Origin of the sequence: Cohaesibacter sp. ES.047 (genome assembly GCF_900215505.1) — a bacterium.
Classification (GTDB): Bacteria; Pseudomonadota; Alphaproteobacteria; order Rhizobiales; family Cohaesibacteraceae; genus Cohaesibacter.
Genome location: NZ_LT907844.1, coordinates 3,225,391 through 3,239,863, shown reverse-complemented (window position 1 = coordinate 3,239,863; position 14,473 = coordinate 3,225,391). Strand labels below are relative to the sequence as shown.

General features: G+C 55.3%; 11 protein-coding genes. 8 read left to right on the top strand and 3 right to left on the bottom strand.

Annotated features, from left to right (window positions below):
* Window positions 1-847: 847 nt before the first annotated feature.
* The gene (locus CPH65_RS14735) at window positions 848-2,245 is read left to right on the top strand and encodes a bifunctional enoyl-CoA hydratase/phosphate acetyltransferase (protein WP_096174435.1); all 1,398 of its coding nucleotides are present in this window, start codon (window positions 848-850) and stop codon (window positions 2,243-2,245) included.
* 107 nt (window positions 2,246-2,352) lie between these two features.
* On the opposite strand, the gene CPH65_RS14730 is transcribed toward CPH65_RS14735, so the two are convergent.
* Window positions 2,353-3,419 (bottom strand): IS630 family transposase gene (locus CPH65_RS14730; protein ID WP_096171592.1). Its coding sequence is split into 2 segments (ribosomal slippage): window positions 2,353-2,915 and window positions 2,915-3,419, totalling 1,068 coding nucleotides; the frame shifts between segments, so codons are not numbered across the junction.
* A 620-nt stretch (window positions 3,420-4,039) separates the two neighbouring features.
* Window positions 4,040-4,195 (bottom strand): hypothetical protein, encoded by a 156-nt coding sequence (locus tag CPH65_RS23960; protein WP_157747710.1) that lies wholly within the window; start codon window positions 4,193-4,195, stop codon window positions 4,040-4,042.
* 300 nt (window positions 4,196-4,495) lie between these two features.
* Here CPH65_RS23960 and CPH65_RS14725 point away from each other — a divergent pair, with 300 nt between their 5' ends.
* The 7 genes from CPH65_RS14725 (at window position 4,496) to CPH65_RS14695 (ending at window position 12,727) form a co-directional block, all read left to right on the top strand.
* The gene (locus tag CPH65_RS14725; RefSeq protein WP_096174433.1) at window positions 4,496-5,983 is read left to right on the top strand and encodes a YdiU family protein; all 1,488 of its coding nucleotides are present in this window, start codon (window positions 4,496-4,498) and stop codon (window positions 5,981-5,983) included.
* 216 nt (window positions 5,984-6,199) lie between these two features.
* A complete protein-coding gene (locus tag CPH65_RS14720; protein ID WP_096176429.1) occupies window positions 6,200-7,111 on the top strand; it encodes a pirin family protein in 912 nt (303 codons plus the stop codon).
* A 73-nt stretch (window positions 7,112-7,184) separates the two neighbouring features.
* A complete protein-coding gene (gene wrbA / locus CPH65_RS14715; protein ID WP_096174430.1) occupies window positions 7,185-7,784 on the top strand; it encodes an NAD(P)H:quinone oxidoreductase in 600 nt (199 codons plus the stop codon).
* Window positions 7,785-7,994: 210 nt separating this feature from the next.
* Window positions 7,995-8,984 carry a glutathione S-transferase family protein gene (locus tag CPH65_RS14710; RefSeq protein ID WP_096174428.1) on the top strand — a complete coding sequence of 330 codons (990 nt, stop codon included), beginning with the start codon at window positions 7,995-7,997 and terminating at the stop codon, window positions 8,982-8,984.
* A gap of 245 nt (window positions 8,985-9,229) precedes the next feature.
* Window positions 9,230-10,360 (top strand): S-(hydroxymethyl)glutathione dehydrogenase/class III alcohol dehydrogenase, encoded by a 1,131-nt coding sequence (locus CPH65_RS14705; protein ID WP_096174425.1) that lies wholly within the window; start codon window positions 9,230-9,232, stop codon window positions 10,358-10,360.
* 296 nt (window positions 10,361-10,656) lie between these two features.
* Entirely contained in the window at window positions 10,657-11,538 is an 882-nt protein-coding gene (locus CPH65_RS14700) for a DMT family transporter (RefSeq protein ID WP_096174423.1), read from the top strand.
* Window positions 11,539-11,896: 358 nt separating this feature from the next.
* The gene (locus tag CPH65_RS14695) at window positions 11,897-12,727 is read left to right on the top strand and encodes a universal stress protein (protein ID WP_157747709.1); all 831 of its coding nucleotides are present in this window, start codon (window positions 11,897-11,899) and stop codon (window positions 12,725-12,727) included.
* A 22-nt stretch (window positions 12,728-12,749) separates the two neighbouring features.
* Here the strand turns inward: CPH65_RS14695 and CPH65_RS14690 are convergent, their stop codons facing one another.
* On the bottom strand, window positions 12,750-13,910 hold the full coding sequence (locus CPH65_RS14690) for an iron-containing alcohol dehydrogenase (protein WP_197703856.1): 1,161 nt from the start codon (window positions 13,908-13,910) through the stop codon (window positions 12,750-12,752).
* Between the last annotated feature and the right edge of the window lie 563 nt (window positions 13,911-14,473).

Genomic DNA, 14,473 nt, shown 5'->3' with positions numbered 1-14,473 from the left:
AGCAAGTGACCGCCTCCGATTTTCAGATCCCCTGCCACAAAAGGACAGGCATTCTGACGTTTATCGCCCCAAAACGGTCTCTATCCACAAAGCAAAATTCACGAAATTATTCGCATTTTTTAAATGACTTGCAATTCACTCAAGCCAGACATGCTAGAATCGCATATCGGCGGCTCTTTGTTTTTCTCGTTGTTTGAATCCTATGTTGACCCGAGAGTGAGCCTTTGCATTTCTCCGTATAAGTGCAGAATGCAGTTCCGCTCGTGTTTCGACCACAGTTTGGGCAAGGATTTTCAGCAAGGACAATCACCTTTTGGGAATTAGACCTTCCCTAACGTAAGACTTTCGAGATGATCATGCTTTTCCATCGAATGAATTTCGATCACATCACGACAGGCAAATTTGTCTATTCGTGCCCGCCATAATTTGCTGCATTGCGTCATTGTTTAACGCTCCGCAGCAAAAGAATGCAGAAGGGACATGTCAGCCATGTCCATGACGCAAGATCGCACTTTAGCCTTTTGACCGATATCAATGTTACAAAGACCGCAAAACTGCTTCTTAAGTCCTAGGCCCTAACCCTTATCCTGGGACATTACGTCAGCTTGGAGGACGAACTCTGTGTCTAATAGCGGGTGTTTCGCACGTGCAAGAGATAACGGAGCGGTGTCGTGAGTTCGACAGTGAGGAGGAAGCCTTTTCTGGCAGGCCGGTTTGGCAGGCATGGATTCACCCTTTGGGATGAATGCTTGCTTCTGCATTTGCCGGGCTGATCTTTGCAACTGACCCTGAACGGTCAGTGTACCTTTTAACCTCTAGTGTATTTGACAGTTAGAGCACTCTTCCTATGCCCAACCATACCACTTTTGAAAACAAGACTTACGATGAAATCAATATCGGTGATGAGGCCGCCCTCACCCGCGTCGCCACCGAGCAGGATTTTATGGTCTTTGCCAATGCCTCGGGAAACCTGAATTCGCTTCATCTTTCGCGCTATGTACAGAATGAAAACGGCAAACGCGAGGCCTACGCGCCGCCGCTTTGGGTTGCCTCTCTGGTTTCGACGATTTTCGGCAACATCCTTCCGGGTGTCGGAGCCCGCTATCGTCATCAGACCTTCAACTTCGGCCCGCGCTGCGTTGCCGGTGATGTGCTTGATGTCAAAGTCAAGGTAACGGACAAATTGCCGGACAACGTGATCCGCTTTGATACCGAGATCCGTCGTCATGCTGACAATGAAGTGCTGGTTTCGGGCCCTGCAGAAATCTTTGCACCAGCCAAGAAGCTCTGCTTTGATGCGCTTAAAACACCGGAACTGATGCTGGAAACGCATCCCTACTTCGAGGCGCTGATCCGCAAAGCCCAGAATGAACCTCAAGTGGTGACCGCTGTTGTCGCTCCAGAGGAGGAAAAATCGCTCGGCGGAGCCATTCTGGCCATGCAAAGCGGCATCATCACGCCGATCCTGGTTGGTAGCAAAGCAAAAATCGAAGCAGTTGCCAAGGCAAATGACTGGAACCTTGATGGTGTCGAGATCATCAACGAGATCGACCATGCACGGGCTGCCAACATTGCCGTAGACCTTATCTCAGAAGGTCGCGCTGGTGCCATGATGAAAGGCCACCTGCATACGGATGATCTGTTGAAAGCTGCTCTGCGCAAGGTCAATGGCCTGCGTGCCGGTCGTCGCTTCACCCACGTTTTCGTCATGGATGTTCCGGGCGTCGATCATCCGATCCTCGTCACCGACGCAGCGATCAACATTCAGCCGGATCTGAAAACCAAAGCCGATATTGTTCAGAACGCCATCGATGTTGCGATCTCTATCGGGATTGAAGTTCCCAAAGTCGGCATCCTGTCGGCGGTGGAAACCGTCAACCCGGACATCCCGTCCTCTCTGGACGCTGCGCTTCTGTCCAAGATGGCTGAACGCGGTCAGATTTCTGGCGGTGTCGTCGATGGTCCTCTGGCCATGGACAATGCGGTCGATCTTGCTGCCGCTCGCACCAAGGGCATCACGTCCGAAGTTGCTGGCCATGCGGAAATCCTTGTGGTTCCGAACCTTGATGCAGGCAACATGCTGGCAAAACAGCTTGCCTATATCTCTCATGCGGAGCCCGCTGGCCTCGTGCTTGGTGCCAGTGTGCCGATCATTCTGAACTCCCGTTCGGATGGTGATATGGCGCGTCTTGCGTCCTGCGCAATTGCTTCCCTGCATCACGCCCGCACCGGCAAAAAAGCTTAAGGCACAAAAGCCAAGACGAAATGCATGACAAGAAAAGGGTGGGTGATCAACGGATCGCTCACCCTTTGTTTTTCTCTGATGTCAACAGTGCCTCATACCAACGGCATTTAATTCTGACCTTCTTGAGCCCATTTTCTCATACCTATTGAATGGATGATGGTTGGGTTGGCGGAGAGGCTCTTCCATGCTTGGCAACCAGCATCAAGAATGGCGGCATAGTCTTCGAAGACCCGATTGGACAGGAAGGTACCGCGCAGATACTGCCAAATATTCTCAACTGGGTTCAGTTCCGGTGATTTGGAAGGCAACAGGAGGATGGTGATATTCTTGGGCACGTTGAGTCTGCTTGTCGTATGCCATCCGGCACGATCCATCAGCACCACGGCATGAGCGCCGCGCGCCACTGTCCTTGAGACTTCTTCGAGGTGCATTTGCATGGCCTGTGTATTTGCAAAAGGCATCATCAATCCCGCGCCAACGCCACGCGCTGGACATATTGCACCGAACAGATAGGCATTTTTATATCGCTGATCGGCTGGCAGACGTGGTCTGGTTCCCTTTTTTGCCCATAGTCGGGCCAGTCCATTCTTCTGACCAAGCCTAGCCTCATCTTGCCACCAAATCTCGATGGGCTTGTTCTTTGGCAAATGGCCTACATGCGCTGCCAACGTTGCGGAGAAGTTTTTTTGAAAGCATCAATGACTTCAGGCTTTTGTTCTGGATGTTGAGGTCGACCAGATATGCGCACATACCCCATGCGGCGCAAAAGATCCCGTACTCCACGTTCCTTGTAGGAGACCCCAAACCGCTCTTGGATCACACGCACCAGATCCTGGCTACGCCAGACAGAGACGCCGTCCTTCTCAGGATCAGGACCGGTTTCAACGATAGCAACAAACTCTTCGAGCTGTTCTGGGCTCAAGCGCATGGGAGCGCCGGTTGCTTTGATGTCGACAAGACCATCGGTGCCTTGCTCATTGAAGCGAAGAACCCAATCTCGCAAAGTCTGGCGGTCCATACCGCCGACTTTGGCGGCATCAGCACGGTTCATGCCGTCATAGACAGCCGCAATGGCCAGTAGGCGGCGGCTCTGTTTGGCATTGCGGCATCCTTTGGCAAGACGGCGCAAACTATCGGCGTCAAAAGCATCGCTAAGAATCAAAGCGGCAGACATGGCAAAATCTCCTTTGCCATGTTGAATCACGCCAGTGCTAAAAATGGAATCCCTAAAGAGTCAGAACTTCACGCCCTTGGTATCAGGTCTAGTAGACCATCCTGCGCATGGTGATGTCGTCCCAAACGTCATAGACGACTTTAGGCGTCATTTTCGGGGATCAACTTGGTGTTGGATCAAACACACTTACCCGGCGGCAAGGTGATATTGCGCGCGCACTTTTTACAGAAAAACTAAAGAATCGCCTCAAAAAGCCCTTCGAATAGTACGCAATCACTCAGTTAGAACATCAAAGCTCCGTAGACGGCCAGAGCATATTTGGCGAGCTTGTACATCGAGCAACTTCGCAGAAGTCCCTCTTGGTCTAATTTGTGCAGGAAGGGGGCTTGGGCGGGATGGCAGACATGCGAGGATTGGCGGATTGCAGTTTGCCCATGCAAACGCAGCGCACACGTAGGTGAAGCGCCTTGAACCATCGATTGTCGGGAAGAGAAAGGCGACAAGGAATAACGCGCCGCTATAGTGAGGCTGGGCTATCTACCCCCGTAAGGGGGAGTCTTTTCGCCCGAAAGAGCCTCATCTGGTACTTGGGAGTACCGTCAGGCTTGGCAGACTTTATCTTAGAACTGGATGTCAGTCGGAATACCAAGGCTCTGAAGGTCTGCTTCGTTTGGAGTGCGTCCGCGTTCGATGTCGCCTGCGATACGGGCTGCGGGAGGAAGAGAAGCGAATACCATACCGATGGTGCCAACTGCGCCTTTGATGCTATCAAACATTTGAAACTCCTTTGCTGATTTCTTTATGTGCCCAGACCATACTGCAGCAGGAGCTACGCGAATATAGCCGATCTGTTCTGGTGGCTATGCGCCATTCGCATACCTTAGACTTCCAAGCCAACATTCTGCATCCGGTGCCTTTCACTCTTCGCGGTGGCGTGTTCCGCTGAATAGGCAGTTCGTCTCGGTGCCGTATGCAGCAGACGCGCAGCAAGTTATTTGCTGTCAAGACTTGATCACGCGCACCATTACCCTCAGCTTTAGGGGAGAGGAAGAGCCCAACAACTGTCAGGATCATTCATGGATCTCACTTCAGATCGCCAGCCTTTTGCCTTTGACAACAGCTACGCACGCGAGCTCGAGGGCTTTTATGTGCCGTGGCAGGGCAGCAAGGCACCCAAGGCTCGCATTGCGCTCTTCAATGCTCCGCTGGCAGAAGAGCTGGGCCTCACGCTCGATTCGAGCGATCCGCACCTTGCTGAGATTTTTGCCGGCAGCGATGTCGCCGATGGCTCGATGCCGCTGGCGCAAGCCTATGCCGGGCATCAGTTCGGCGGCTTCTCGCCGCAACTCGGGGATGGCCGCGCCCTGCTTCTGGGGGAAATACTTGACCCATCGGGTGATCGGTTCGACATCCAATTGAAGGGATCTGGGCCGACGCCCTTTTCCCGAGGCGGCGACGGCAAGGCGGTGCTGGGACCTGTGCTGAGAGAATATCTCATGGGCGAGGCCATGGCAGCGCTCGGCGTCCCGACCACCCGCGCCCTTGCGGCGGTGACCACGGGCGAGCAGGTGCCGCGCGAGGGCTTGAAGCCCGGCGCTGTGCTTGTGCGGGTTGCTGCCAGTCACTTGCGCGTCGGAACCTTTCAGTTCTTTGCAGCGCAACAGCAGTGGGACAAGCTGAAGGTTCTGGCCGACTATGCCATTGCGCGACACGACCCGGCGCTCGCCGATGCGGACAATCCGTACCTTGCTTTTCTGGCTGCAGTTGCGGAACGGCAGGCGCGCCTTGTTGCCAAATGGATGCAGGTGGGGTTCATCCATGGGGTGATGAATACCGACAACATGGCCATTTCGGGCGAGACCATCGATTACGGCCCTTGCGCTTTCATGGATGCCTATGATCCGGCAACGGTCTTCAGTTCCATCGATCACATGGGGCGCTATTCCTATGGCAACCAGCCGCAGGTTGCCCGCTGGAATCTGGCCCGGTTTGCCGAAACCCTTGTTCCCGTGATCGATCCTGATGACGAAGAGCGCACCATCAATCTCGCGACCGACGTGATCGCCGATTTTATGCCTCTTTATAAAAAGGCTTTCCACGAGGCCATGGCTGCCAAGATCGGGATGTCAGCGCTTGAAGAGGGTGATGAGGCATTGATTGATGGGTTTCTTGGCTGTCTGAGGGGCGAGGCCATCGACTTTACCGATGCCTTCCGGATGCTCGCGAACACTCTGACCTCCGACACCTCGCCACTGCTCACCAATTGTGAGGATCCCGAACCGCTCGCCGACTGGCTGGGTCGCTGGCGCAGCCGCCTTAAGCGAGAGAAGCGCGCGCCTGCGCAAGTGGCCGAAGCTATGAATCAGATCAATCCGCTCTATATACCCCGCAACCATCTGGTCGATGAGGCCCTGATGAAGGCGGAAGACGAAGCGGATCTCGGGCCATTCAAGGACCTTTTGTCCGTTCTTGATGATCCATTCACGCGGCGTGACGGTTTGGATCGCTATCAAGGCCCTGCGCCTTCCGGGTTTGGTCCCTTTGTCACCTATTGTGGCACCTGATCAGACGCACAGCCCCAAAACGATTCATCAAAGCCGGCGCAATCATGAACACCAAGTCATGACACTCATGACGTGTAGCCCCCTTTAACCCAAGCCTACTGTGATCTACCTATAGAGCAACACAAGTCACACACTCATCTTTGACGATCAGGCATGCCAGAATGAATTTGGCATTCGGTCCAAATAAAGATGGGGCAACGGATTGGAGCAATCCTCATGTCTATCAGACCGGTCGTTTCTTCAACCCAGGCCACTCCGACGATGGAAGGAGCCGGGGTCAAACTCCACCGCGCATTCGGATTTCAAAATCCGGAGATGGCTGATCCATACCTTCTGTTTGATGACTTCCGCGGTGACAATCCGGATGACTATATCCGTGGTTTCCCATGGCATCCGCACCGGGGCATCGAGACCATCACCTATGTTCTCAAGGGCTCCGTCGAGCATGGCGACAATCTGGGCAACCACGGCACGCTTGGGCCGGGCTCGGTGCAATGGATGACCGCCGGTTCGGGCATCATGCATCAGGAGATGCCAACCGGTAATGACAAGGGCCAGATGCACGGCTTTCAGCTTTGGGCGAACCTTCCGGCCAGCCTCAAGATGACCTCGCCGCGTTATCAGGATATCCAAGGCAAGGAGATCCCGCAGGTGATCGACGATGACGGCACAAGCGTCAAGGTCATTGTCGGCAACTTCTGGGGCAAAAGTGGTCCGGTCGACGGTATCGCTGCAGATCCGCTCTATCTCGATGTGTTCGTTCCTGCCGGTGTCCGCAAACGGTTCAAGATCGACACCTATCGCAATTGTTTCGCCTATGTCTTCGAAGGCCGGGGCCAGTTCGGCAACGCGTCAAACCCGCGGGGCATCCTTCTTGAAAAGGAAGTCGGTGGCGAGGAAGTGAACATTCGCGACATGTCCGGCAACCGCACTCTGGTGCATTTCGGCACCGGTGACGAAGTCGAAGTTCACGCTGGACCGGAAGGGGTGCGCTTCCTTCTGATCTCAGGCGCTCCCTTGCAGGAACCAGTCGCCTGGCACGGCCCGATCGTGATGAACACGCAGCAGGAAATCCGTCAGGCAATCAAAGAATTGCGCAACGGAACATTCATACGGCCCGCGCATTAAACAGCAAACGGTGTCGAGTCCTAGAGCCCGCCCCATAAACAAACAATCTCAATCCGAGGAAATGGATTTCACAATGACAAAAGTTCTCGTTCTTTACTATTCCGCTTATGGCCACATTGAAACCATGGCGAAAGCCGTCGCTGAAGGCGCAAAAGCAGAAGGCGCTGACGTAACCATCAAACGCGTACCCGAGCTCGTTCCTGAAGACGTTGCCAAGGCATCCCATTACAAAATGGATCAGGAAGCGCCGATCGCCGACCCGAACGAACTTGACCAGTATGACGCCATCATCGTTGGCGCAGGCACCCGTTTTGGCACCGTCGCTTCCCAGATGCGCAATTTCTGGGACCAGACCGGTGGCCTGTGGGCCGAAGGCAAGCTGACTGGCAAAGTCGGTTCTGTGTTCACCTCAACCGCCACCCAGCACGGCGGTCAGGAAACCACGATCATGGGCTTCATCCCGACCCTTCTGCACCAGGGCATGGTCGTCGCAGGTCTCCCCTATGCCTTCCAAGGCCAGTCTGGTCTTGAAGAAGTCAAAGGCGGCTCCCCTTACGGCGCGACAACCCTCACCGCGACCGACGGCTCCCGCCAGCCTTCTGAAATCGAACTCGAAGGCGCTCGCTATCAGGGCGGCCATGTGGCCAAACTGGCAGCCAAACTTTCTGCCTAAGGCACAGCGCAGTCACGCTCGCCTTACGGAACAATCATGCGGTTCGTTCATTGACCGTATGACCTTCATGGCTAGACATGCCAAGCAACCGGATGTCCGTTCAGAAGAAGCCGTTTGATAGCCCTGACGGTGGACAGACAGCCATTGGCAAGAGGGGGCGCAAGCCCCCTCATTTGTATTCGGATACACAGACTTCAAAGGAGAAAACCCGTGGGACTTCTTGTCGACGGAAAATGGCACGATCAGTGGTATGACACCAAATCAACCGGCGGCCGATTTGTTCGCAAGGAGTCCGCCTTTCGCAACTGGATTACGTCGGACGGATCTGCCGGACCCAGTGGCGAGGCAGGCTTCAAGGCCGAAGCGGGTCGCTATCATCTCTATGTATCGCTCGCCTGCCCATGGGCGCACCGGACCCTGATCTTCCGCGCCCTCAAGGGCCTTGAGGACATGATCTCGGTTTCGGTCGTCAATCCCTACATGGCCGAGCATGGCTGGACCTTTGATCCGGCAGAGGGGGTTGTTGCTGATCCATTTTTCTCTGCAGATTATCTACACCAGATCTACACCAAGGCAGATCCGGACTATACGGGCCGCGTCACCGTTCCGGTGTTGTGGGACAAGCAAAAAGGCACGGTTGTTTCCAACGAGTCGGCTGAAATCATTCGCATGTTCAACACGGCGTTTGACGGCATCGGTGCTGCGGAAGGCGACTATTATCCTGAAGACGACCGCGACGAGATCGATGAGATCAACGAGCGGGTCTACAACACGGTCAACAACGGCGTCTACAAATCCGGTTTTGCGACCACCCAAGAGGCCTATGAAGAAGCTGTGATGCCACTGTTCGAAAGCCTCGACTGGCTCGAAGACATCCTGTCCAAATCACGCTTCCTGCTTGGTGACCACCAGACCGAAGCGGATTGGCGGCTGTTCACGACCCTTGTCCGGTTTGATCCAGTTTATGTGGGCCACTTCAAGTGCAACATCCGCCGGATCGAGGATTATCCCAATCTGTCGAATTATGTCCGCGACCTCTATCAGACGCCGGGTGTTGCCGGGACGGTCAATCTTGATCACATCAAGCAGCACTATTATTCGAGCCATGAGACCATCAACCCGACCGGGATTATTCCGGTTGGCCCGGATATTGATTTCTCGGCTCCCCATAACAGGGCTGAGATGCCCAAAGCTTCCTGACCGCTCGCCCCTTTCGAGCGACGTGCATCTGTTTGCAAACAGACTGGTGCTTTGAGAAAAGACTTGCCCGGCCCCTGTGGCCGGGTTACGTCGTTTCAGGCGTGGCGCGGCCCACGCTCTTTCCCGCAAACATCTGCGACGTCTCAAGCCTTTAGATGCTGCTTATTTGCAGTTGACGCAAAGGATTGGATGTCTCAGTGTGCCGCAATAAGCAGATATACATAACAGAGTCTAGGAGATGACCCATGCGGACACGCGCAGCTGTCGCACTGGAGGCCGGAAAGCCTCTTGAGGTTATGGAAGTGGAACTTGACGGCCCGAAGGCTGGCGAGGTTCTCATTGAAGTGAAAGCCACCGGGCTTTGCCACACGGATGAATTCACCCGATCCGGCGCCGATCCGGAAGGGCTGTTCCCTTCGATCCTAGGCCACGAGGGCGCAGGTATCGTGTTGGAAGTGGGTGAAGGTGTTACCACGCTCAAGCCGGGCGATCATGTCATCCCGCTCTACACCCCAGAATGCCGTGAGTGCCCCTCTTGCCTGTCAGGCAAAACCAACCTGTGTACCGCGATCCGCAACACGCAGGGTCAGGGCCTGATGCCGGATGGCACCACCCGTTTCTCCATGCTCGATGGCACCCCGATCTATCATTATATGGGCTGCTCGACCTTTGCCAATCATACGGTTCTTCCCGAGATTGCCCTCGCCAAGGTGCGCGATGACGCCCCCTTTGACAAGATCTGCTACATCGGTTGCGGCGTGACCACCGGCATCGGTGCCGTGATCAACACTGCTGGTGTCGAAATCGGCTCCACGGCTGCGGTATTTGGTCTTGGCGGCATCGGACTCAATGTCATTCAGGGCCTTCGCATGGCCGGTGCTGACATGATCATCGGTGTTGACCTCAATGACGACAAAGCCGAGATGGCCAAGAAATTCGGCATGACCCATTTCGTCAATCCCAGCAAGATCGATGGGACGGTGGTCGAAGAGATCGTCAATCTCACCAAACGTGGCGCGGACCAGATCGGCGGCGTGGACTATTCCTTCGATGCGACAGGCAACGTCAAGGTGATGCGCGATGCGCTCGAATGCTCCCATCGGGGCTGGGGTGTGTCTGTCATCATCGGCGTTGCGCCTGCTGGTGCAGAAATCTCGACCCGTCCGTTCCAGCTCGTCACAGGCCGCGTCTGGAAAGGCACCGCCTTTGGTGGCGCTAAAGGCCGTACGGACGTACCGAAGTTTGTTGACTGGTATATGGATGGCAAGATCGATATCGATCCGATGATCACGCACAAACTGTCGCTTGACCAGATCAACGAAGGCTTCGAATTGATGCATCAGGGCAAATCCATTCGCGCTGTCATCGAATTCTAAGACATGAGGGTGCGGATGGCTTGCGCCTGATGGTCTATCAGGACAACGCGGTCCGCGCCCTCTTTGCAATCTGAACCGGCGCACTACGCCGTGTTATTCAGCAAAGCCCGTTTCGCTTCATTTCACTAAGCAGTTTTCTCTCATTCGGTCGACAATGCTGCAAAAGCAGCTTTTTTCATTTGACAATTCGGTGCTGCTCTCGCATCCAGAAGTGGGATCCCAGTTTTCTTCTTGAAAAGATCCCTTCCCTCTAGCGCCCCCGCCTCTTGGCGCTGCCTTCCGGAAAGTATTGCACCATGCCCACCCTGTCTTCAAAAGCCCTCGGCATTCTCTTTGCCATTATGGCCACCCTGATTTTTGCGTCGGGAGATGCCGTATCAAAGACACTGGTGGTGGACCATTCCGTCTGGTTCATCATGATGGTGCGTTACTGGTTTCATCTCAGTGTCGCCCTGATCTGGGCGGCGAGCAGCAAAAAGGGCATCAAGGGGGCATTCCGATCCGAGCGGCCGGGCATCCAGCTCATTCGCGGTGTCCTGTTGTTCACCGAAATCGCGCTGATCATCATCACCTTCAGCATGCTTGGCCTTGCTGAAACGACAACCCTTATCATGGTGCATCCGCTGATCGTGACGGCGCTGGCTGCTGTTTTCCTTGGGGAATATGTGGGATGGCGACGGGTTATCGCGCTGCTCATCGGCATGTCGGGCCTTCTCATCATCATGCAGCCATCGGGCAACATCTGGGGACTTGGCGGCCTTGTCGGCCTTTGTGCGACCAGCGCTTTTGCGGTCTATCAGTTGTTCACACGCCTTGCCAGCCGCACCGATGACGCGTTGACATCCTTTCTCTACGCCGGGCTGATTGGCATGATCATGAGCACCGTCGTCGGCATTTCTCACATACCACCGCTGGATCAGATCAACTGGTTCCTTCTGGCCCTTGCCTGCATCAGCAGCACGGCAGCGCACTTCTGTGTCATCAAGGCCCTAACCCTTGTCGAGGCGGTCCAGATCCAACCCTTCACCTATCTTCAGATCGTCTGGTCGATCCCGATCGGCTTCATCGTCTTTGGTGCCTTGCCGATCTGGTCGACGGTCCTGGGGGCGGCACTGATTGTCGGGGCCGGTCTTTACTCAATTTACCGGAAGAAAGCGGTCGTAAGCGAGACCGACTAGACTTGCGTCTTCAGGGCTATGACTAAGTTCGCATTGTTATGGAGTGGCTCGAGGCGTATTCTCTTGCCACGGGTTGGTTGACGGAATGGCGAAGTGAGGATGCTCCTGCTGCTCAAGCGTCGCCGCCCGGGACTTCGCAGACGTCATGCGCAAAAGCTGAGGCCTGCGACCCTCTCCCGGACGCACCGACCAACATCATAAGCAGCACGCATTCGCGCCAAGCAAGCGCCTCTACCTTTCTATTGTCTTTTCCCTTTCCGTTTACCGTCCACGGCATCGCCACACCAAGCCGTATCGCTTGGGGTTTGCCAGAATGGCAAGGCGGGGTGGCCGATGCCTTTCAGGGAGGAGATCGATCATGACCATCAAGAGCATTCTTTGCGCATACAGTGGCGAGCAGGACAAGGGCAGCGTGCTGGACTATTCCATGATGCTTGCCAAGCGCCATGATGCCTGGCTGACGGGCATTCTGCGCCATGGCTTTTCAAAGATGGAGCGCCGGATCGCAACGATTGTGGCCGATGAGGTGCACCGGGCGGTGAAGGCAGCCGAGTTGAAGCGGATCAACGATATCGTCAAGCGCTTCCATCAGATCATTCAGCAGAACGGTTTGGAGGACCGATCCAACTTCATTGATATCGAGCCGGAAATGCTGATGACCCTGTCCGAGATCGCCCGCACATATGATCTGGTTGTTACCGGAACCCATGCCGATGACGAAAACTACGGGTTTCTTGCCGCCTATCCGGACCGGATCGCATTGCAGAGCGGCAGGCCGGTCATCGTCGTCCCGGACGATCACACCCCCACCGGATGGACCGATCATGTTCTGATCGCTTGGGATGGTCGGCGGACCGTTGCACGGGCTGTCGGCGACCTACTTCCCTATCTGCACAAGGACAGCAAGGTCACGCTGCTCACAGTCGGGGCGTCCCATACGGTTGATCGATACCCCGGCGGCGGCATCATGACACTGTTCGAACGACACGGGATCGAAGCGGAGCATATTCATGATCGCGGGTTGGAGAAATCAACGGCCATCGCCATTCTGGACTGTGCCATGGAACTCGAGGTTGACCTGATCGTGATGGGCGCCTTCGAGCACTCGAAATTCACTCAGGACATTTTCGGCGGCGTTACCACGGAAATGATCAGGGAAACCAGAATACCGGTCTTCATGTCCCATTAGCCCGAACCGGCAGCTTCGGTGATCACAGTGCTTTGTTGAGTATGTCGGCGAGTTCGGCGGCGGAAAGTGGCAGTGGATTTCCTTTCATGGAGGAAGAGGCCTGTGATGCTTCGGCAATAGCGGGAATGTCTTCCTCTTGCAGGCCAAGCTCTGACAGAGAGGGCAATCCATGCGCTGCGGACCAGCGCTGAAGGCACATATAAACGTCCTCAGAAGAGCAGCTCAAGGCGGCTGCGAGCCAGCCGCGCACTTCGCTAAAACGAGCGAGGCTGTCTGACGCGCTCCCCTCTGACCGAAGACGAGCCTCGTTGTGCTCCAGAACATGGGGCAACAGCGTGCCGCATAGGGCGCCGTGCGGGGCCGATGTCACCCCTCCGAGCACGCCAGCCAAGCCATGCACCGCTCCAAGTCCCGAATTGGCCAATGCCAGCCCGCCACAAAGACTGGTGAAGGCAAGTTGATCCCGCGCTTCGCTGTCCTCGGTCTCCATCAGGCGCACCAGAGCGGCCATGCCGGAGGCAATGGCACTGCGGCACAGAGCGTCGGTCATCCAGTTCGCCTTCGATGACAGATAAGGCTCAATGACCTGCGTCACCGCATCAAGGCCACTGGCCAGTGTGATCGACTTCGGACATCCGTCGGTCAAGCCCGGATCAACGATTGCCAGATCCGGCAGCATGCGGTCATCCCTCAAAGAGACCTTGCGTTTGGCCTCAGGGACAGAGAGCACGGCGTTTTTGGTCACCTCGGCACCTGTGCCGGACGTGGTTGGCAGGGCGGCAAAGGGAAGCGGCTCTTCTGACAGGGGCAGCCCCTTGCCCACCACCTCGAGATGATCCATGGCCGGGCGGAGCGCTGGCACAAGGGCAGCCAATGCCTTGCCTGCATCGATCACCGCACCGCCACCAAGGGCAACGACGGCTTTAACACCGGCCTGCTTGGCGACTTTCACGCCATCCTCGATCATAGTGACATCAGGTTCGCGCGCCACGGCCAGACTGGCAACCTCCGTCCCGGCCAACGTCAGGGCGTCGATCAGCCACTGCGCGCGGCTTTTGTCGCGCCCATGCACCAACAGGATTGGGGACCCCAGACGCGCAATATCAGAAACGGCCACCTTGGCAACACCCCGACCGAATCGAATGTGCTTGCTCGTGAGGAAGCCAAACGACGAACCTTGCATGGATTTCTCCATTGTTGAGCTAATTGGAAAACCTTCGGATGCGAAGATGGAACGCGTCCGAGACTACAGACAAACGGGGCGTGGAACCAGCCATTTGAAGCGCGATTCACGACAGAAGCACCGCTCGAATGCGAAAGTTGCACTGCGTGCCTCTTTCTCCCTTTTCTTGGAATCGATCCGATGGATTTTCTCAGGGGGCTTGACAGTAGAGGGTTGTTTTCGTTTAAATATAAGTGTTTGTACTGAATACTTTTGTCCGTTTTATAGTGCGTTCGGATTGCATTTTTGAGCTTTTTTTGCCTCGTCAAGCTATGCGTTTACTGCAAATCGCTCATTCCAGCTATTATGCCATTGAAATTAAAGGATTTTCAAAAGCCCCAGTGGAACCATATCGTTTGCGAAGCAGGTAGTCTTTCCTATATACTAAGGTAGAACAGACGATAGGGCCTATGCACGAGGACAGCGGCAAGCACTGAGATCACAGACCCGAAGTCAAAGACAATCCAAGCGCTCCCCCCTTTCAATCGGTCAGCTCCGCTTCGACCGGCAGGGAGGATTTCGCC

Coding starts and splice junctions, on each gene's coding strand:
- CPH65_RS14725 (WP_096174433.1), top strand. CDS start 4,496: ATGGATCTCACTTCAGATCGCCAGCCTTTTGCCTTTGACAACAGCTAC.
- CPH65_RS14700 (WP_096174423.1), top strand. CDS start 10,657: ATGCCCACCCTGTCTTCAAAAGCCCTCGGCATTCTCTTTGCCATTATG.
- CPH65_RS23960 (WP_157747710.1), bottom strand. CDS start 4,195: ATGTTTGATAGCATCAAAGGCGCAGTTGGCACCATCGGTATGGTATTC.
- CPH65_RS14690 (WP_197703856.1), bottom strand. CDS start 13,910: ATGCAAGGTTCGTCGTTTGGCTTCCTCACGAGCAAGCACATTCGATTC.
- wrbA (WP_096174430.1), top strand. CDS start 7,185: ATGACAAAAGTTCTCGTTCTTTACTATTCCGCTTATGGCCACATTGAA.
- CPH65_RS14695 (WP_157747709.1), top strand. CDS start 11,897: ATGACCATCAAGAGCATTCTTTGCGCATACAGTGGCGAGCAGGACAAG.
- CPH65_RS14705 (WP_096174425.1), top strand. CDS start 9,230: ATGCGGACACGCGCAGCTGTCGCACTGGAGGCCGGAAAGCCTCTTGAG.
- CPH65_RS14720 (WP_096176429.1), top strand. CDS start 6,200: ATGTCTATCAGACCGGTCGTTTCTTCAACCCAGGCCACTCCGACGATG.
- CPH65_RS14735 (WP_096174435.1), top strand. CDS start 848: ATGCCCAACCATACCACTTTTGAAAACAAGACTTACGATGAAATCAAT.